We start from the raw sequence: 17,401 nt of genomic DNA on the forward strand, positions 1-17,401 counted from the left end.
ACGGCCAAAGACAGCTAAACCAGAAAGACGAGTGAACACCATGTCCTCCGCGAATAAGAATTCCGCCCCGGAGCGTATGCACTACATCAAGGGATATGTACCCGTGGCGTACAACTCTCCACATTCCTCCCTCGAGCGCAGCGCAACCTGGATGGGCATGGGCTTCCTCCTGGCTGCACTCGCAGGCGTTGGAGCAGTGCTCTTTGCAGTAGCTTCCAACAGCGTCGGCCAGCAGCAAGAACACTGGGTAACCTACAGCATCATCGGTGCTGTATTCGGTGTTGTCGGCCTGATCATTGGCACCGTCCTGATCATCAAGGGACGTGCACCTTACAACCGTTACGTTAAGGAAACCGGCCGTACACAGTAATTCTGTGGCCAGCCCACTTCCTTAAAGGATTTTTGGAGCACCTCCAATAACACCCTCTTATCCACTTCGGTGGATAAGAGGGTGTTATTTTTTAGGGGTGCTACTTGGTTTCATCCGCCACAACGAGCACAGGTGACAACGGAATGATGCGTTTCCAATGCTCAGACAAGTTGTCGTAGTTATCGATGATCAGATCCACAATGTCTTCACCAGTGAGTAATCGAAGCCCAGATTGCAGTCGTTCAATACTTCTGGCAGCCGTACTATATCCACCAAGCGTGAAAAATAGACACAATTCCCCATTGCTCAAAGTGCCGATGAGCTGATTAACCTCCGGAGATCCAATGGTGGACATCTTTTGCTTGCACTGCACTTTAATCTGCGGTGGTTCAATTCCAAGCGGATCCTTGTGCGCAATAACATCGATGCCACCATCTTGGAAATACTGCGTTACTCGCGCTTGGTATCCAATTGCTCGAAGTAGGGCAGCGGAGAGCTCCTCAAATTCGCGAGGAGAAATACGACTGGACAATACCTCCAAGATGAAGTCACGGGTATAGCGCATAATTGTCGTTGCTCGAGGCTGCTCTGGTTCTTGCTCATCTTCCGGATCATTATTTTCCAGTGGAGCACGCAGAATATCTATGGTCTCGGCGATTTCATCAGCGTCATCAGTCGTGCTATTCAGAACCGTCAAAAACTCATCAGTGTTTCGATTGATCTGAAAAAGCGTCAGCATAGATCCCAACGTATAGAGCGCTGCTTGGGAGAACACTGCGCGGGGAACATTAATTTTTCTCCACTGAACTGGACGCCTGTGCTTATGGCTGCTTGCGGAAGCATCGTAATAGTAATCACCTGTGACCACTCCAATGTTGATGGTGCTGGTGGATTTGTCTGGGGCAACCACAATATCTTGGGCAGCAATAACGTGCGCGAATCGATAAATTACACCTGCCTGACTAGAAATACTGCGCGGCTTGCTCTCGGGATCCGCAACGCTGAGGATCCGCTTAATTGCTTCACGATCATTCGGGATCGAAGCAAGTGAGGAGACATCGTCCCACCCAATGCTGATGAAGCCCTCGCTAATCAATTCATGACTAAGCCTGTCATTATGGATTCCCCACATTTGTACTGTCATGAGATTTCACCTTAGCGTTCGCTTTGGTCGGCAGCGAGAAAACGTAGCCTCCTTCAAGGGGGTAGATCTATATAGAATTCTATGTAGAATCTCAGTTATGAAAACAATGGGAATTACAGAAGCTTCCCGGACTGGCATTTCGGGGTTGGTATCAGCGGCTGAAGCTGGTGAATCAGTGGCAATCGCACGGCATGGTCATGTTGTTGCAGAGCTCATTTCTACACTCGAAATTGATCGGCTACGTAAAAGCCAAGAAGACCTTTTGGAAGCGCTGCTCGTGATGTCACGGTTCATCGCAGATGATGGCTACCGAACTGATTTAGATGTGGTGATCAATTCCTTGGGATTTGACCGTGAAGAACTCGAAGCAGAATTAGCATCTGAATTGGAAAGCGAGAACCTTGATGGTGATGCCACGCGCTCGGGTGAGATTAACTAGGGAAGCAGAAAAAGATCTCCTTCGGCTTGCTAAGAAAGATCCACAGATAGTTCGTGAAGTTCTGAAGAAGATGCTTCTCTTGCAATACTCACCCGATGCGGGGGAGCCGCTTTTGGGCACTTTGGTGGGATTCCGCAAGCTCACGGTAGGCAACCGGGCATACCGAATTTCCTGGAGGAAAACTGTTGATGAATCCTTTCAGCCAATTTTAGAAATAGCCGAAGTATGGGCAATTAGGACAAGATCAAACAGTGAGATTTACAAAGAACTCATGCGCCGTGTGGAGTCTTTAGGAAAATCTGATTCTCCAGATATTCGAACCCTTCAATCTGTGATGGACAGATTGAGCAGTTCGATTGGTGAGAGCAAAGTTCTTCCGGAGCCGGAACAAATAGTTAAATTACCGCAATGGCTCATCGAAGCTCTTCAAGTAAATCTCAATTTATCTTTGCCGGAGATCGCCCGATTGACTCAAGACGAAGCACAGCAGCTGTTGGCAAAGCATTGGAGCTAACCAAGCAATTGACGTGAAATTGTTTGAACGAACTATTTCGATGCTGAATAGATGCTCTCGATCTACCACAGGGGTAGGATCATTCATACATTAAGTAGCTTTTAACCAAAAGGAGGTGACAAGGATGGCCTTTGATCTTTATATGACTCAGTACCTCACAGGAGTGACTGAATCACAGCTTCGCGGATGGTCAAAGAAAGGAATCCTTGTCCCCGAAATTAATGAAGCACGACCCATGCTGTACTCGTTCCGTGATGTGGTTGCACTAAGAGTTATCGCAAAATTTCGAGCAGAACTCTCTTTGCAGCGGATTTCTGCGGTACTAAGAAATCTTGAAGAGAATGAATTCACGGAGCACTTATCTGAATATCGTTTTGCCTTTGATGGGAAATCAATCAGGGTAAAAGATGGAGATAGCTGGATGGATATTGATCAACAATCAGGTCAATGGGAATTTATTAGCTTTGAAGATGTCTACCAAGCATTCAACAATTTTAAGGGTGAAGTCGTTCCTGATCTCCTTAATCCAGCGCCAGGAATCGAAGTTGATGCCGGAACACTGGGAGGTGCACCGAGAGTGGAAGGCTCAAGAATTCCTACTGACGCCTTAACAGAATTACTTCGTGACCCAGATACCTCCGAAGAAGAAATTCGGGAGTTCTATCCAGCTCTGCGAGCAGTTGATTTAAAGAACGTCGGAAAATTTGACTCAGTTGTTTATGGTGCCGCTTAATGAATTTCCTGATCGATGAGAATTTCCCCGCTAATTCGCTTGGATACCTGAGCCAAATGTATCGGGGGCATTTCTTTGATCATGTTGTGATGGGAAATTACAAAGCAGGCATCGATGACTTGAGCTTATTTACAGAAGCTAAAAGGCAAGGCATCGATGTTTTGATAACTGGAGATATTAGACAAATAACAGGTCAAGATCGATTGAATGAACGGAAAGCTTGTAGACAAGCTGGTTTGCACTGGTTAGGTGTGCCTCAAGTCTTAAAAGCTCGGGGCAAAGAGGGCAAATGGGCACAGACGAATTCCTTGCTCTCAAATATGCGTTATGCCTTACCTGTATTTGAATCTGCGACTTCTCCAACAGCCATTCTCCTTCGACCTGGGTCTATTAAGCTCCAGGCCGAGAAAGAATTTCCGCAACTTTTATAGTTGATGAGTTCTGTCAGCACTAAACTGGCAGCGCTTTGTCTTGGATGTATCACCCTTTTGCTTCACTTGTATCACCCTGGATGATACAAGTGAAGCTTTTTAGGGAATTTCAGCGTGGTTTATGCCAGCCGTTCGAGCTTCCTGAACTAAACCGGCAGCGCCTCGCCCTGGATAACTTTGAATGGTTTAAACACACCGTTTTTACCCGGGCCGATGCTGAATAGATGCTCCCGATCCATCACATGGCTGCGGTCGGTATAAGACAGTAAATATTCATCAAAGGCGGGGAGTATGAGCTCTGGTGCCAGCGCAGCTGCAACTTCTGCGTCGGTGACATCGACAGCCCAGGTAGGGATCCACATTTCTTCCCCCTTGGGTCCTGTAACTGCTTGGATAGATCCTTCAGCTGCTACCAAGGCGATACCCTTTTTCACATCACGCACAGTCAGGCCAGTCCACCACACGAGGTCTTTCACAGTGGCTGCGCCGCGGGAATGAAAATAACGCCTCGTCATTTCTATCAGGGCCTCTTCGCCGCGCAGCGCCAGCGAGAGGGGACAGATGCTATCGAGAAGAACAAAACAATCTTCATTCCCAACAGGTGGACCTTGCACGATATCGCCTTCGCCCCCGAAGTGTCGCAGGAGATGTTGGCCTCGGTATTCGCCGGGATCCACATCCACTGAGCGGAAAAGTTCATAGGCCTGGGTTCTGGAAACTGGGGATTTTTCGGCGGCCGTGACCAGGGCGTCGCGGGCGCGCTGGACGGCGGCGTCGTCAAGCGAGAGGCTTGAGCGACGCTTGGTGGAGGCTGCAACGATGCGTGGGGAGCACAGCAGTGTCATCCAGCGGACGTCTTCGGCCGCCAGGATTTGGTGGGTACCGCGCTGCGTCCAGCTGCGGATGAGCAAGGAGTTTTCGACGGCCGCCCGCGCGTTGGCGGTATGCGCACGCGTATCAAGCGCGATGATCGCCGAACCGCGTTGCTGCGCCTGGCTGGCCAGCATATGTTTGGCCACATCCACAGAGGTGGCCTCGGCCTTGAATTTAAGCGCCTGCGACGGCGCAAGAAGCTGCGCAATGAGGCGCAGCGCACGGAGACGATCTAGTGAAAGTGCAGGCATAACCCCTAAAATACCCTGATTATTAGCAACCGTGTGCCCCCGTGTCGCCCCCTGCGTACATAATGGAGAACATGGGAAAACATGAAACCGTTCCGGGAGGTATTCCGGGAGGATCTCCAGAAATGGAAGCGCAGCGGCGCAAAGAATTACGCAAGCATAAAGCGATTGCTACAGGCTTGCTGATTTTTGCGGCCGTAGTTTATTTTGCCTGCCGTTTCGTGGAAACCCGCCAGGGCGATACCGGGGCGTGGGTTGGTTTTGTGCGCGCGGCTGCAGAAGCCGGCATGATCGGTGGTTTGGCTGACTGGTTCGCTGTGACCGCGCTGTTTCGGCACCCGCTGCGCCTGCCCATTCCGCACACCGCCATTATTCCCCGCAAAAAAGACCAGCTGGGTGAAGCACTGAGCGGATTTGTGGGAGATAATTTCTTAAATGCCCAGCTCATTACTGAAAAAGTCTCGCAGGCGCAGATCCCGGAGCGGGTGGGCGAGTGGTTGGCGCAGCCGGAGAACGGCGAAAAAGTGTCCAAAGAAGTGGGTAAACTGACCGCCAATATTATCCGCGCGATTGATCCAAAAGATGCGGAAGCGGTGATCAACTCCGCGGTGATCGATAAAATCGCCGAACCAATTTGGGGCCCGCCAGCTGGCCGTTTGCTGGAACAACTCCTCGCAGAGGGCAAGGCTGAGCCGATCGTGCAGGAATTGGCGCACTGGTTGCATAAAAAAGCGCTCACCTCTGAGCCGCTGATTGATCGTCTGCTCAATGAGCGCCGCCCGATTTGGGCGCCGAAATTCACCGCGCAGCTGGTCAGCGGCAAGGTTTATGATGAAGTGGTCAAATTTACCGAGGCCGTCGCCGCCGATGAAAACCACGAAGCCCGCCAATCGCTGCGCCGCTTCCTCAACAAATTGGCGCAGGACCTGCAATATGACGGCGATATGATCACAAAAGTCGAAGAAATCAAGCGCGATATCATGGGCTCCGGCGCAATTGCGCAGGCAGCACCGACGATCTGGGCGTCCGCGTCCGAGTCGCTCATCGATTCCGCCACTGACGAGGCATCAATTCTGCGCCGCAAAATCGCCGAAGCCGCCACGAGTTGGGGTCAAAAATTGCTTGACGACGCCTCCCTCCGACAATCCCTTGACACCCGCATTACCGGCGCTGCAGCCTTCCTCGCGGATAACTATGCTCCGGAAGTCACCAGCATCATCTCCGAAACCATCGAACGCTGGGACGCGGAAGAGGCCTCCGAGAAAATCGAACTCATGGTGGGCAAAGACCTCCAATACATCCGCCTCAATGGCACAATTGTGGGTGCACTAGCCGGACTTGTCATTTACACTATTTCTCATCTGCTCTTTGGCGCCTAACTAGGAGTAACAACCATGTCTGACCATTCTAAAGACGATTCCATTCTGTCCAAGTGGGGCAACGCAGCCTCCGAACTCGGCGAAGCCGTTGGCAAAGTGGCCAAAAATGTTCGTGATGAACTCTCCGACAACGACACCTTCAGCAAACTCAAAGCAGAAGCCTCCGAAGCCGTCGATCAAGTAAAGTCCGGCTCTTATGTCGAGGCTGGTAAAGAATTGGCTCGTGATGCAGGTTCCATCATCAAAGATGCCGCCAGCAGCGTCAAAGGCGCAGTCAATGACGCCGATAAAAACGATGTGAAATCAGCTTTCGGATCAGCCGTGGAAGCCTCCCGCGACAAGTTCGATGACACCCTAGAAAAGCGCAAAGCAAAGAAAGATTCCGCAGAACCAGGCGATGAGGATATCATCGATGGTGAAGTAATTCCTCCGCAGAATTAAGGAAGTCGGTTTTTTATCCCATGGATATCTCCATGCTCAGCATCATGACCAATTACGCCATCTGGGCCATCTTTGGACTAATCGGCATCTTTGGCTTCGTTGGCGCCTTCTTTGCAGCCACCACCAGGGAAGATGCCTTTGAAGTGGCTGATCGCCAGAAGAAGATGATCTGGGTGGCCATGCTTGTCGCTTCCGGATTTGTTCTCACTGTGCTCGGCCCTACAGTTCCAATCCTTCCGTGGGTTGCGATCATCATGATTGGCCTTTATTGGTTCGATGTTCGTCCACAAATCAAGGGCATCCTTGAAGGTGCTGGCGGTTGGTAAAAACCCGTTGAAGTGCATAAATCCTCCTACTTTTTGTAGGGGGATTTTTTCGTCCCTCATGTGATTGTGAGCTACCGCATTGGTGGTGTTTTGAGCCTTTAATTTCACTCAGTGCAATATTGCACTCGGTGTAAGTTTGCACTAGGTTTACTTGAGTGGATATTGAAGAGCAGCCCTCATTAAGGGAAATTAAGCGCCAAAAGACCCTGGAAGCGATCGAAGACAACGCGACCCGGCTCATTTTGGAGCGCGGTTTTGACAATGTCACAGTCGAAGACATCTGTGCCGAAGCGGGAATCTCTAAGAGAACCTTCTTCAACTATGTGGAGTCTAAAGAAATCGCTGCCATCGGACGTTCCGTGAGGTTTCCCGAGGAACAAGAGCGAGAAGATTTCCTCTCCACACAGCACGAAGATGTTTTAGAAACTGCCTTCGATCTCGTCGTTAAACTTTTTGGTAACCATGACAGTTCCACCGCAGGGATTGCCGGTGTTATTTTGCGGAGACGAAAAGAAATCCGCAGCAGGCACCCCCAATTGGCGCTGCAGCACTTTGCCACATTCCACCAAGCCCGCGCAGAACTCGAAGAACTACTCAGTGACTATTTCGTTCGCTGGCCTAACTCCCAACGTTTGGATGATCCTCCAAAAGTTGAAGCCATCGCCATCATCGGCGTGCTGATCACCTCGATGTTCCAAGGTTCACGCGAGTGGCATGAAAAGCCCGGAGCCGATCAAAACGATTTCCGTGACTGCTGCCAAAAAGCACTAAACAATATTTTTCTTCTTAAAGGTGGAGCACCACAATGAGTTCAGATTTTAAACCGGAGGACGAACGTCCGGTAACCACAATTTCAAAGAGCGGAGCACCTTCCGCTCACACGTCCGCACCTTATGGCGCAGCAGCAACTGAAGAAGCCATTGAAGAAAAGACCAATGGTCGTGTCGGTCTAATCATCGGCGCCCTCATGCTGGCGATGCTTCTCAGCTCCCTGGGGCAGACCATCTTCGGTTCCGCCCTGCCAACAATCGTTGGTGAACTCGGCGGCGTTAACCACATGACCTGGGTAATTACAGCCTTCCTGCTGGGTCAGACAATTTCTTTGCCAATCTTCGGCAAGCTGGGCGACCAGTTCGGCCGCAAGTACCTGTTCATGTTTGCCATTGCACTCTTCGTGGTGGGCTCCATCATTGGTGCACTCGCACAGAACATGAACACCTTGATCGTGGCTCGCGCACTGCAAGGTGTTGCCGGCGGCGGTCTGATGATTCTGTCTCAGGCAATTACCGCCGATGTCACCACCGCCCGCGAACGCGCAAAGTACATGGGTGTGATGGGTTCCGTATTCGGCCTTTCCTCCATTCTTGGCCCATTACTTGGCGGCTGGTTCACTGATGGTCCAGGCTGGCGCTGGGGACTCTGGCTCAACGTGCCAATCGGTATCCTTGCACTTGTTGCGATTGCTGCTTTGCTGAAACTTCCAAAGCGCGAACGCGGCAAGGTCACCGTTGACTGGTTGGGCAGCATCTTCATGTCCATTGCAACCACTGCTTTGGTGCTGGCTGTCACCTGGGGCGGTAATGAATACGAGTGGGGTTCACCGATGATTATCGGTCTGATTCTCCTGACGATTATTGCTGCGATTGTGTTTGTTTTCGTCGAAAAGCGTGCTGTTGACCCGCTGGTTCCGATGGGCCTTTTCGCAAACCGCAACTTCGTGCTCACCGCTGTCGCCGGTATCGGCGTCGGCCTGTTCATGATGGGCACCTTGTCCTACATGCCTACCTACCTGCAGATGGTGCACGGCTTGAACCCAACCGAAGCCGGCCTCATGCTGATCCCAATGATGATCGGCCTGATCGGTACCTCCATTGCAGTGGGCAATATCGTATCCAAGACCGGTAAATACAAGTGGTACCCATTCTTCGGCATGACCGTCATGGTGCTTGCGCTCTTCCTGCTGTCCACCCTGACCCCATCCGCAAGCCTGTACCTCATCGGCGTCTACTTCTTCGTCTTCGGTTTCGGTCTCGGCTGTGCAATGCAAATTTTGGTTCTCATCGTGCAGAACTCCTTCCCAATCACTATGGTTGGCACCGCAACCGGTTCAAATAACTTCTTCCGCCAAATCGGTGGAGCAGTTGGTTCCGCAATGATCGGTGGCATGTTCATCTCCAACCTTTCGGACCGTTTCACTGAAAATGTTCCAGCAGCTGTGGCCTCAATGGGCAAGGAAGGCGAGCAGTACGCGGCAGCAATGTCCGACTTCTCTGGCGCATCCAACCTCACCCCACACCTCATGGAAACCCTGCCGCAGGCACTCCGTGAAGCTATCCAACTTTCTTACAACGACGCACTAACCCCAATCTTCTTAGTGCTCACCCCGATCGCTGTACTCGCTGCGGTCTTGCTATTTTTTATCCGCGAAGAACACCTCAAGGAAACGCACGAATAATGTCAGATAACTCTGCGCTCCCGACGCCTGAAAAGGTTAAAAAGCGTCGGACAAAGAAGGAAAAACTCCCTTCCTCCATGACACCAGAAGAGCAGAAAAAAGTTTGGTGGATCCTCAGCGCGCTGATGGTAGCCATGATGATGGCTTCCCTTGACCAGATGATTTTTGGCACTGCACTGCCCACAATCGTCGGTGAACTCGGCGGCGTGGACCACATGATGTGGGTCATCACCGCATACCTGCTGGCAGAAACCATCATGCTGCCGATCTACGGCAAACTCGGTGACCTCGTTGGTCGCAAGGGCCTATTCATCGGAGCTCTTGGTATCTTCCTGCTGGGTTCCGTCATCGGTGGACTTGCTGGAAACATGACCTGGTTGATCATCGGCCGTGCCGTTCAAGGTATCGGTGGCGGTGGACTCATGATCCTATCCCAGGCGATCATCGCCGATGTTGTACCCGCACGTGAACGTGGCCGCTACATGGGTGTCATGGGTGGCGTGTTCGGACTCTCTGCAGTTCTTGGACCACTACTGGGTGGTTGGTTCACAGAAGGTCCCGGCTGGCGCTGGGCATTCTGGATGAACATTCCACTGGGCATCATCGCTATTGGTGTCGCTATCTACTTCCTGGATATTCCAAAGAAGAACGTGAAATTCCACTGGGATTACCTGGGCACCTTCTTCATGATCGTTGCCGCAACCAGCCTGATCCTGTTCACCACATGGGGTGGATCCCAATACGAGTGGAGCGATCCGATCATCATCGGACTTATCGCCGCTACAGTTATTGCTGCTGCGCTGCTGGTATTTGTAGAACTCCGCGCCAAGGACCCACTGGTTCCGATGGAATTCTTCAAGAACCGCAACTTCACCGTCACCACCATTGCAGGCCTCATTTTGGGTGTGGCAATGTTTGGCATTATTGGCTACCTTCCGACATACCTCCAGATGGTCCACGGAATCAGCGCCACCGAAGCCGGCTACATGCTGATCCCAATGATGGTTGGCATGATGGGTACCTCCATTTGGACAGGTATCCGCATCACCAAAACTGGTCGATACAAGCTGTTCCCACCAATCGGCATGGTGATCACTTTCGTGGCGTTGATCTTCTTCGCCCGCATGGAAGTATCCACCACACTGTGGCAGATCGGCCTCTACCTCTTCCTCCTCGGCGTTGGCCTGGGTCTCGCGATGCAGGTGCTGGTTCTGATCGTGCAAAACACTTTGCCAACAGCCGTCGTGGGTTCCGCAACAGCTGTGAACAACTTCTTCCGACAGATTGGTTCCTCACTTGGATCCGCATTGGTTGGTGGCATGTTCGTGGGTAACCTGAGCACTCTGATGGGCGAGCGGATGCCAGTTGCCATGGCAGAACTATCCCCAGAAGAACAAGCAGCCATGGCGGCCCAAGGTGGACTTGATTCCAACGAGCTGACTCCAGCTATCGTGAATCATCTGCCAGCACCACTTCATGATGCCTTCGCAAGTGCATACAACGATGCGCTCATCCCAGTGTTCTACGTGATGATGCCATTGATTGTTATCGCGCTGCTCCTCTTGCTGTTTGTCAAGCACGAGAAACTGCGTGAGACCACAACGGACTAAACAAATAACAAAAGAGACCAGCCCTCGGGTTGGTCTCTTTCGGTTTGGGGAAGCGTCGAAAAGCTAAAAAGCTTTAATCAAAGACAACCGTGCGGTTACCGTAAACCAGCACCCGGTCCTCGAGGTGGAAACGCAAACCGCGAGCCAGCACCTGCTTCTCAGCATCGCGACCAAGACGCTGCATCTCCGAAGGAGTGTCCTTGTGCGTCACGCGAATGACATCCTGCTCAATGATCGGACCATCATCCAAATCATGAGTCGCATAGTGGCAAGTCGCACCAATCAACTTCACACCACGGCTATACGCCTGGTGATACGGGCGCGCACCCATAAATGACGGCAAGAAACTATGGTGAATATTCAACACCTTGCCAGACCACATCTCACAAAGATCCGGCGGCAAAATCTGCATGAAACGAGCCAACACAATCGCATCCGGCTCATAACCATTCACAATCTCAGCGACCTGATCAAACGCCTTCCGCTTACCAACCGCATCCTTAGGGAACGGCACATGGAAAAACGGCACATTATGATTCTCCGCAATATAACGAAGATTCTCATGGTTACCCACAACCGCAACAACTTCCATCGGATAATCATTCTCCGCCACACGACCCAACAGATCATGCAAGCAGTGTCCCTCCTTAGACACCAACAACACAGCCTTCTTCACCTGTGCAGTATCAGTGAATTTCCACGTCGCCCGTGGACCGAACTCTTCTGCAATCGGAGCGAACTCCTCCCGCAACTGCTCAATGCTGGCATCAATAGATTCCGCACGAATCGCCTGACGAGTAAAGAACCAATTTGAATCAGGATCCGTAAAATAACCGGCCTCAGTAATCCAACCCCCACGCTCCGCAAGGAACGAAGACAACTTGGCTACAATTCCTGTGGAGTCAGGACAGCCGAAAGTAAGCACAAACTGACGCTCTTCAGGCGCTGTGCTTGGACGATTACGGATTTCGGGAGAACTCGGGGTCATTCGTCGCATTCTACATTGGAAATATCCCATGTCTAAGTAGGGTATGGAGTATGACGATTTCCCCATCAGACATGGCCCGAATCCTTGACTACACTATTCTCGGCCCTGAAGTTTCCCAATCAGATCTATCCGCTTTCATCGACTCCGCCATCGAATTAGGCGTGGGCACAATTTGTGTTCCCAACAGCATGGTCGGACTCACCCTAAAAGCCCAAGACGCTGGTATTCGAGTAGCCACTGTCGCCGGATTCCCACACGGAAAAACCCCCGCTTTGGTGAAAGCCGCCGAAGCTCGCCTTGCAGTCCAATCTGGTGCCTCTGAAGTAGACGTAGTTTTGGACATCGCAGTAGTAAAAGAAGGCGACTCCAACCGACTGCTACAGGAAATCGTTGCAATTAGGGAAGCTGTACCGCATCCAGTGGTGCTGAAATTCATCCTAGAAACTGCCGTTGTTAGTGATGAGGCCATTGGGATTGCAGTGAATGCGCTAATTGCTGCCGGTGCTGATTACGCAAAAACTTCCACAGGATTCCACCCAGCTGGCGGAGCAACTGTGGAAGCTATTGAAGTAATGGCTGCGGCAGCTAAGGGGAGAATTGGCATCAAAGCCTCCGGTGGAGTGAAAACTTGGGAAGATGCTGTTGCACTTGTTGCTGCGGGCGCGACACGTATCGGAACTTCCAACGCACAGGCCATTTTGGAGGGTGCGCCTGCCTAGTTTGGGGTGGACCTCAACGCGGGTGCAAATTTTCGTTCTAAATGTGAACCCACCAGTGATTTGGAACGAGGATTTGCATTGTTGGGAGCCAATAATGCGAATACTCGTTTCATTTTTGGGGTAGAGACGGCGGATGGAACGAGAATTTGATCAGGGAGTTCACAGGCAGAAAAGCACTCAAAATATCGGCGAAAAAGTGACGCTTTGTATGGCGTTTTAAGGGCTTTGTAGCAGGGGAGTGACACATAAGGTCATTTGGGGATTTAGGTGCCTTAAACGCGAGGGAACCAAATGGTGAAAAACGCAGTCTAACCAAGTATGAAGCCAGTTAGATATGAAGACGTAAAACACGAATTAAACAGAAGGAAATTCGCTGCTAAATACACAAAAGTAGTGGGCACGTTGTGGATTAAGAATGAACATATCCAAAACCCACTGGCTATAGCGGATGCCTTATTGATGAGATTTCCAAACGGTGTGATTAGGGGTTTTACAGCGTTATCTTTAAGAGGCTATTCATTGTTGGAGGAACAATGGGTGCCGGAAATAAGTGTTGTTAAAAAGAACAGCAGCCTGATTGTGCATTGTGGAAACGTCATACTCCGAAAAACCCCAGAGGTGTTTTTAGTAAAGGGGAGGCGGTGCGTTAGCGAATCCCGGGCGCTGCTTGATGAGTTGCCTAAAATGCATATTGAGCAGCAGGTTGCTTTAGTGGATTATTTGGTACGACAAGAGGAAGAGCTCTATTACCGCTTGAAACAGGTGGAAGAATTACAAGAAGTAATTGATTTGGTGAATCCGATGGCGGAATCGCGGCCAGAGTCGATGCTTAGAGTAAGGCTTGTGCGCACGGGAGTTTTGGGGTTTGAGCCGCAGATGCCAGTGGGATGTGAAAGTGGCACTCGTTATGTGGATTTGGGGAATCCTAGGCTGAGGATTGCGCTGGAGTATCAGGGCGCTGTGCATTTTGAGAATGCGGAGAAGCGCTCGCAGGATAGTGCGCGGGTGAATGAATTACGGGCTGCGGGGTGGGTGGTGATAGAGGTGACCTGGCCAGATCTTAGAGATCAGGCCAGGTGGGGGAGGTTTCTCAAGGAGTTGAGGAGGCAGATTTCTCGGGCGGAGGATGCTCGGAAGGTGCGGAGGATCGTGTTTTAAGTCTTGGTGAAGCGGGCGATGGCGTCGGAAACTTCTTTGAGTTTTGCGTCGAGGTCTTCGCCACCAAGTTCGGCGGCATCTTTGACACAGTGGGCGAGGTGATCGTCGAGAAGTGCGAATGCCACGTTTTTGAGGGCGGAGTTCGCGGCGGAAATTTGGGTGAGGATATCGATGCAGTATTCGTCCTCTTCGATCATCCGGTGAATGCCGCGAGTCTGGCCTTCGATGCGTTTGAGCCTGGCTAGGTAGCGTTTTTTATCGTCAGAATAGCCGTGTGACATTAGTTGCTCCTTGCTTTGAATCCTCGCAGACGCAAGGAGTTAGAAACGACGAATACGGAACTGAACGCCATGGCGACGCCCGCGAGCATTGGGTTGAGTAGTCCGATTGCCGCAACTGGGATTAGTGCAACATTGTATGCGAAAGCCCAGAAGAGGTTTCCTTTGATGGTGCCGAGGGTTTTTCGGGAGAGTCGGATGGCATCGACGGCGGAGCGCAGGTCGTTGTTCATGAGGGTGATGTCGGAGGCTTCGATGGCAACGTCAGTGCCGGCGCCCATGGCGAGTCCGAGGTCTGCTTGGGCAAGGGCTGCGGCATCGTTGACGCCATCACCAACCATGGCTACATTTTTGCCTTCTGCCTGGAGGGATTCCACTTTGGCGACTTTTTCGTGGGGGAGAACATCGGCGATGACTTGGTCAATTCCTACTTCTGTGGCTACTGCATTCGCGGCGCCTTGGTTGTCGCCAGTAAGAAGAATTGGGGTGAGCCCTAGTGCTTTGAGTCCTTTGATAGCTTCGGCGGAAGTATCTTTGACGGTGTCGCGGACGGTGATGACGCCGGAATCTACGCCGTCAATCGTGACGACTACGGGCGTGCCGCCGATTTTTTGGGCGTGCTGGAAAGGGTGAAGGAGGGCGTCGATAAGCGTGCTTGAAGGCTTGCCGACGCGTACCTCATGCCCGTCTACCCAGCCCGTGACACCCTGACCTGCGGTGTTTTGAAAATCGCTGACGCCGGGGTGGTCGCTGGCCTTGGCGATTGCCTGCGCGATGGGATGCTCGGATGCGGATTCAACGGCAGCAGCGAACTTGAGGATTTCGGCCTCGGTGTAATTGATGGCGGTGACATCAGTGACGGACATGATTCCGGAGGTGACGGTGCCGGTTTTATCGAGGACGATGGTGTCGACTTTTTTCGTGGATTCCAGGATTTCTGGGCCCTTGATCAACAGGCCAAGTTGCGCGCCACGGCCAGTACCGACAAGAAGTGCGGTTGGAGTTGCGAGGCCGAGTGCACATGGGCAGGCGATGATCAGCACGGCCACGGCTGCGGTGAATGCGGGGGCAAGACCTGCATCTGTGAAAATGAGGTGGCCGAGCAGCGTCAGAATGGAAATAACGATGACAACAGGGACGAACACCTGTGAGATTTGATCAACAAGTCGCTGGACAGGGGCCTTTTTAGACTGCGCATCTGTCACCAATTTAGCCATCTGCGACAGTGTAGTATCCGCGCCGATGCGGGTTACTTGCACCATCAAACGGCCAGAAGTATTTAGCGTTGCGCCAGTAACTTTTGCACCTTTAGTGACTTCAACCGGAATGGATTCGCCAGTGAGCATGGATTCATCGACAGCAGAGGAACCTTCCACCACTTCACCATCTGTAGCGATTTTCTCGCCGGGACGGGTGATAAATACCTCGCCTAATTTCAGCTGGCTAATCGGAACGCGGACTTCCACACCATTGCGCAGCACAACCGCATCCTTTGCGCCCATATCCAAAAGTTTGCGCAGAGCTTCGGAAGACTGGCCCTTTGCTTTCGTCTCAAACCAGCGTCCGAGCAACAGGAATGTAATAACTACCGCGACAGTTTCCAGATAGATTTCATCCATCGTGGAGCCAGAGGGGAAAAGATGCATTTCCATTTTCATGCCGGGATGCCCCGCATTTCCAAGGAACAATGCCCACAGTGACCAAAGGTATGCAGCAGCGGTGCCCAAAGTAACCAGGGTGTCCATGGTGAAGGAACCATGCTTTAGGTTTGCCCATGTTGCTTTATGGAATGGAGCGCCACCCCAGAAGAAAATTGGGGTAACGATCGTGAGAACTGCCCACTGCCAATTGTTGAACTGCAGCGCAGGAATCATGCTGACCAGCACCACAGGTATAGAAAGCAGTGCTGAAATGATTACGCGGTGTTTTAAATCGGAGGCTTCATCATCGCGGGCGGCATCGATGCGGGATTGGCCGCTGTCTGACTCGGGAACTTCCGTGGCCATGGTAAAAGCGCCATAACCTGCTCCTTCAACAGTTTTAATCAACTGTTCCGTGTCTACTTTTTCGGGATCGTAGCTGACTTGAGCTGATTCAGTTGCGTAGTTCACGGTTGCTTCGACGCCATCGAGTTTGTTGAGTTTGCGCTCAACTCGGGCGGAGCAAGAAGTACAGGTCATGCCAGTTACGCCGAGATCGACGTCAATGAAGTTCAGTGCCGCCGGAATGGGGGTCTGAGACATGGGGATCATCTCTCCTTCTAGGGGGTCTGTATAAACCCCACCATATACCCCCTGGGGGTATCGGTCAACCATGGGCGAGGCCGATGAAAAAACTAAACCGCACTGCCACTAATCCACAAGGAAAAGCAGCAGTGCGGTGTTATCTGGGAGCGAAAACTACTGGACGCTCTCCAGGGTGCGAACGTTGATGTTTTCACCAGTCAGCGTCACATTGATGCCGCCATCAGCTACCTCAATATTGTCGATCTGCAGCCCACCAGCAACTTCTTCGATGGAAGCCTTCACACCGTCGGTGAGCATTTGGGACACCTGATCAGGGAGTCCGAAACCGAAAAGCTGAGAATCTAGAACCTCAAAAGCCAGCTGGCCGTTCAGCACGATCGGGCGCAGAGATGCCCGCGCTGCACCATCAGTGAATTCCACTTCGACAGATTGGTTCTCCGCATTGGAGGTAACATCGGTGATTTTCACCAGTTCCTGAATGATCTGTCCTGCAAGTCCTGCAGATTCGCCGTTTCCGCTGGCTGCCTGAGCCATTTGCTGCTGGACAGTCGCAAGGATGAAATCATCCGGTGCAAAAGTGGTCAGAGTTAAGTTCTGAGCAACTGGATTATTAGTGTCGCGAATAGCCAAGCCCTTGAGCTGAACATTCGCCTCAGGGGTGCCGCTGATGGCAGGGGAGCCATCTTGGTTGGAAATCGACAACGTATCTGGAGTATCAATTGTGACTTCATTGATGCTTCCCTTGGCAAGACCCAGCAGTAGCGGGCTCGCACCAAAGCTGATGGAAGGTTCTTCCGTGGAGGTGATCCCTTGATCGGATACCTGAGCTTGGAATTCGTCCTTCAGCTGTTTGCCGATCATAAAGCGCAACCCAAACTCGGCCACCAGCACGAGTAGGAGCAGGATGACCACGATTGTGAGCAGGACTTTTGGAAATGCAGATTTTTTCGTTTTAGCCACGATTACCAGTGTTCCTTATTTAGCTAGAGTTGGGCGGTTTTAAACCGGAAGAATTGCCTGAAAGCTTCCTGTGAACCGGCAGGACCGGC

Annotated in this window: 19 protein-coding genes; 13 read left to right on the top strand and 6 right to left on the bottom strand. The window is 51.6% G+C overall.

From position 1 onward, the window contains the following. Positions 1 to 40: 40 nt before the first annotated feature. On the top strand, positions 41 to 370 hold the full coding sequence (locus tag ccrud_RS01990) for a hypothetical protein (RefSeq protein ID WP_066564131.1): 330 nt from the start codon (positions 41 to 43) through the stop codon (positions 368 to 370). Positions 371 to 470: 100 nt separating this feature from the next. Here ccrud_RS01990 and ccrud_RS01995 read toward each other — a convergent pair whose 3' ends face one another. Further along, on the bottom strand, positions 471 to 1,514 hold the full coding sequence (locus ccrud_RS01995; protein WP_066564133.1) for a restriction endonuclease: 1,044 nt from the start codon (positions 1,512 to 1,514) through the stop codon (positions 471 to 473). Positions 1,515 to 1,611: 97 nt separating this feature from the next. Here ccrud_RS01995 and ccrud_RS14850 point away from each other — a divergent pair, with 97 nt between their 5' ends. The 4 genes from ccrud_RS14850 (at position 1,612) to ccrud_RS02015 (ending at position 3,631) form a co-directional block, all read left to right on the top strand. Then, positions 1,612 to 1,953 carry a type II toxin-antitoxin system Phd/YefM family antitoxin gene (locus tag ccrud_RS14850; RefSeq protein ID WP_245670350.1) on the top strand — a complete coding sequence of 114 codons (342 nt, stop codon included), beginning with the start codon at positions 1,612 to 1,614 and terminating at the stop codon, positions 1,951 to 1,953. Beyond that, positions 1,925 to 2,467 (top strand): type II toxin-antitoxin system RelE family toxin, encoded by a 543-nt coding sequence (locus tag ccrud_RS02005; RefSeq protein WP_157776005.1) that lies wholly within the window; start codon positions 1,925 to 1,927, stop codon positions 2,465 to 2,467. The genes ccrud_RS14850 and ccrud_RS02005 overlap by 29 nt, the downstream gene beginning before the upstream one ends. A 124-nt stretch (positions 2,468 to 2,591) precedes the next feature. After that, complete coding sequence (locus ccrud_RS02010; protein WP_066564139.1) at positions 2,592 to 3,200, top strand: DUF433 domain-containing protein; 609 nt, start codon at positions 2,592 to 2,594, stop codon at positions 3,198 to 3,200. After that, positions 3,200 to 3,631 (top strand): hypothetical protein, encoded by a 432-nt coding sequence (locus ccrud_RS02015; protein ID WP_066564141.1) that lies wholly within the window; start codon positions 3,200 to 3,202, stop codon positions 3,629 to 3,631. The genes ccrud_RS02010 and ccrud_RS02015 overlap by 1 nt, the downstream gene beginning before the upstream one ends. 146 nt (positions 3,632 to 3,777) lie before the next feature. Here the strand turns inward: ccrud_RS02015 and ccrud_RS02020 are convergent, their stop codons facing one another. Continuing rightward, positions 3,778 to 4,755 carry a winged helix DNA-binding domain-containing protein gene (locus ccrud_RS02020; RefSeq protein ID WP_066564144.1) on the bottom strand — a complete coding sequence of 326 codons (978 nt, stop codon included), beginning with the start codon at positions 4,753 to 4,755 and terminating at the stop codon, positions 3,778 to 3,780. 71 nt (positions 4,756 to 4,826) lie between these two features. On the opposite strand from ccrud_RS02020, the gene ccrud_RS02025 reads away from it, so the two are divergent. The 6 genes from ccrud_RS02025 (at position 4,827) to ccrud_RS02050 (ending at position 10,963) form a co-directional block, all read left to right on the top strand. Next, the gene (locus tag ccrud_RS02025; RefSeq protein ID WP_066564148.1) at positions 4,827 to 6,131 is read left to right on the top strand and encodes a DUF445 domain-containing protein; all 1,305 of its coding nucleotides are present in this window, start codon (positions 4,827 to 4,829) and stop codon (positions 6,129 to 6,131) included. Between the two features lie 15 nt (positions 6,132 to 6,146). Next, a complete protein-coding gene (locus ccrud_RS02030) occupies positions 6,147 to 6,572 on the top strand; it encodes a CGLAU_01105 family protein (protein ID WP_066564150.1) in 426 nt (141 codons plus the stop codon). 20 nt (positions 6,573 to 6,592) lie between these two features. Beyond that, entirely contained in the window at positions 6,593 to 6,898 is a 306-nt protein-coding gene (locus ccrud_RS02035; RefSeq protein WP_066564157.1) for a DUF2516 family protein, read from the top strand. Positions 6,899 to 7,053: 155 nt separating this feature from the next. Further along, a complete protein-coding gene (locus tag ccrud_RS02040) occupies positions 7,054 to 7,707 on the top strand; it encodes a TetR/AcrR family transcriptional regulator (RefSeq protein ID WP_066564160.1) in 654 nt (217 codons plus the stop codon). Further along, positions 7,704 to 9,353, top strand: a complete 1,650-nt coding sequence (locus ccrud_RS02045; RefSeq protein ID WP_074025375.1) for an MDR family MFS transporter — start codon at positions 7,704 to 7,706, stop codon at positions 9,351 to 9,353. Before ccrud_RS02040 ends, ccrud_RS02045 begins: the two co-directional genes overlap by 4 nt. Before the next feature lie 77 nt (positions 9,354 to 9,430). After that, the gene (locus ccrud_RS02050) at positions 9,431 to 10,963 is read left to right on the top strand and encodes an MDR family MFS transporter (protein ID WP_245670398.1); all 1,533 of its coding nucleotides are present in this window, start codon (positions 9,431 to 9,433) and stop codon (positions 10,961 to 10,963) included. 73 nt (positions 10,964 to 11,036) lie between these two features. On the opposite strand, the gene purU is transcribed toward ccrud_RS02050, so the two are convergent. After that, a complete protein-coding gene (gene purU, locus ccrud_RS02055) occupies positions 11,037 to 11,951 on the bottom strand; it encodes a formyltetrahydrofolate deformylase (RefSeq protein WP_066564165.1) in 915 nt (304 codons plus the stop codon). A 50-nt stretch (positions 11,952 to 12,001) separates the two neighbouring features. Between purU and deoC the strand changes: the two genes are divergently transcribed. After that, the gene (gene deoC, locus ccrud_RS02060; RefSeq protein ID WP_066564167.1) at positions 12,002 to 12,670 is read left to right on the top strand and encodes a deoxyribose-phosphate aldolase; all 669 of its coding nucleotides are present in this window, start codon (positions 12,002 to 12,004) and stop codon (positions 12,668 to 12,670) included. 318 nt (positions 12,671 to 12,988) lie between these two features. Then, positions 12,989 to 13,828, top strand: a complete 840-nt coding sequence (locus ccrud_RS02065; RefSeq protein ID WP_066564169.1) for a hypothetical protein — start codon at positions 12,989 to 12,991, stop codon at positions 13,826 to 13,828. On the opposite strand, the gene ccrud_RS02070 is transcribed toward ccrud_RS02065, so the two are convergent. From ccrud_RS02070 to ccrud_RS02080, 3 genes are all read right to left on the bottom strand, one after another. Next, positions 13,825 to 14,109: a metal-sensitive transcriptional regulator gene (locus tag ccrud_RS02070; protein WP_066564172.1), complete on the bottom strand. Its 285-nt coding sequence runs from the start codon at positions 14,107 to 14,109 to the stop codon at positions 13,825 to 13,827. The genes ccrud_RS02065 and ccrud_RS02070 overlap by 4 nt on opposite strands. Then, a complete protein-coding gene (locus tag ccrud_RS02075; RefSeq protein WP_066564176.1) occupies positions 14,109 to 16,349 on the bottom strand; it encodes a heavy metal translocating P-type ATPase in 2,241 nt (746 codons plus the stop codon). Before ccrud_RS02075 ends, ccrud_RS02070 begins: the two co-directional genes overlap by 1 nt. Positions 16,350 to 16,505: 156 nt before the next feature. Continuing rightward, positions 16,506 to 17,312 (bottom strand): LmeA family phospholipid-binding protein, encoded by an 807-nt coding sequence (locus ccrud_RS02080; protein WP_066564180.1) that lies wholly within the window; start codon positions 17,310 to 17,312, stop codon positions 16,506 to 16,508. Between the last annotated feature and the right edge of the window lie 89 nt (positions 17,313 to 17,401).

Origin of the sequence: Corynebacterium crudilactis (genome assembly GCF_001643015.1) — a bacterium.
GTDB lineage: Bacteria > Actinomycetota > Actinomycetes > Mycobacteriales > Mycobacteriaceae > Corynebacterium > Corynebacterium crudilactis.

What these genes read in the sequence shown, in the direction of transcription:
- purU (WP_066564165.1), bottom strand. Translation starts at nt 11,951, where the DNA reads ATGACCCCGAGTTCTCCCGAAATCCGTAATCGTCCAAGCACAGCGCCT.
- ccrud_RS02030 (WP_066564150.1), top strand. Translation starts at nt 6,147, where the DNA reads ATGTCTGACCATTCTAAAGACGATTCCATTCTGTCCAAGTGGGGCAAC.
- ccrud_RS02010 (WP_066564139.1), top strand. Translation starts at nt 2,592, where the DNA reads ATGGCCTTTGATCTTTATATGACTCAGTACCTCACAGGAGTGACTGAA.
- ccrud_RS02005 (WP_157776005.1), top strand. Translation starts at nt 1,925, where the DNA reads ATGCCACGCGCTCGGGTGAGATTAACTAGGGAAGCAGAAAAAGATCTC.
- ccrud_RS01995 (WP_066564133.1), bottom strand. Translation starts at nt 1,514, where the DNA reads ATGACAGTACAAATGTGGGGAATCCATAATGACAGGCTTAGTCATGAA.
- ccrud_RS02020 (WP_066564144.1), bottom strand. Translation starts at nt 4,755, where the DNA reads ATGCCTGCACTTTCACTAGATCGTCTCCGTGCGCTGCGCCTCATTGCG.
- deoC (WP_066564167.1), top strand. Translation starts at nt 12,002, where the DNA reads ATGACGATTTCCCCATCAGACATGGCCCGAATCCTTGACTACACTATT.
- ccrud_RS14850 (WP_245670350.1), top strand. Translation starts at nt 1,612, where the DNA reads ATGAAAACAATGGGAATTACAGAAGCTTCCCGGACTGGCATTTCGGGG.
- ccrud_RS02015 (WP_066564141.1), top strand. Translation starts at nt 3,200, where the DNA reads ATGAATTTCCTGATCGATGAGAATTTCCCCGCTAATTCGCTTGGATAC.
- ccrud_RS02065 (WP_066564169.1), top strand. Translation starts at nt 12,989, where the DNA reads ATGAAGCCAGTTAGATATGAAGACGTAAAACACGAATTAAACAGAAGG.
- ccrud_RS02045 (WP_074025375.1), top strand. Translation starts at nt 7,704, where the DNA reads ATGAGTTCAGATTTTAAACCGGAGGACGAACGTCCGGTAACCACAATT.
- ccrud_RS02035 (WP_066564157.1), top strand. Translation starts at nt 6,593, where the DNA reads ATGGATATCTCCATGCTCAGCATCATGACCAATTACGCCATCTGGGCC.
- ccrud_RS02050 (WP_245670398.1), top strand. Translation starts at nt 9,431, where the DNA reads ATGACACCAGAAGAGCAGAAAAAAGTTTGGTGGATCCTCAGCGCGCTG.
- ccrud_RS01990 (WP_066564131.1), top strand. Translation starts at nt 41, where the DNA reads ATGTCCTCCGCGAATAAGAATTCCGCCCCGGAGCGTATGCACTACATC.
- ccrud_RS02070 (WP_066564172.1), bottom strand. Translation starts at nt 14,109, where the DNA reads ATGTCACACGGCTATTCTGACGATAAAAAACGCTACCTAGCCAGGCTC.
- ccrud_RS02075 (WP_066564176.1), bottom strand. Translation starts at nt 16,349, where the DNA reads ATGTCTCAGACCCCCATTCCGGCGGCACTGAACTTCATTGACGTCGAT.
- ccrud_RS02025 (WP_066564148.1), top strand. Translation starts at nt 4,827, where the DNA reads ATGGGAAAACATGAAACCGTTCCGGGAGGTATTCCGGGAGGATCTCCA.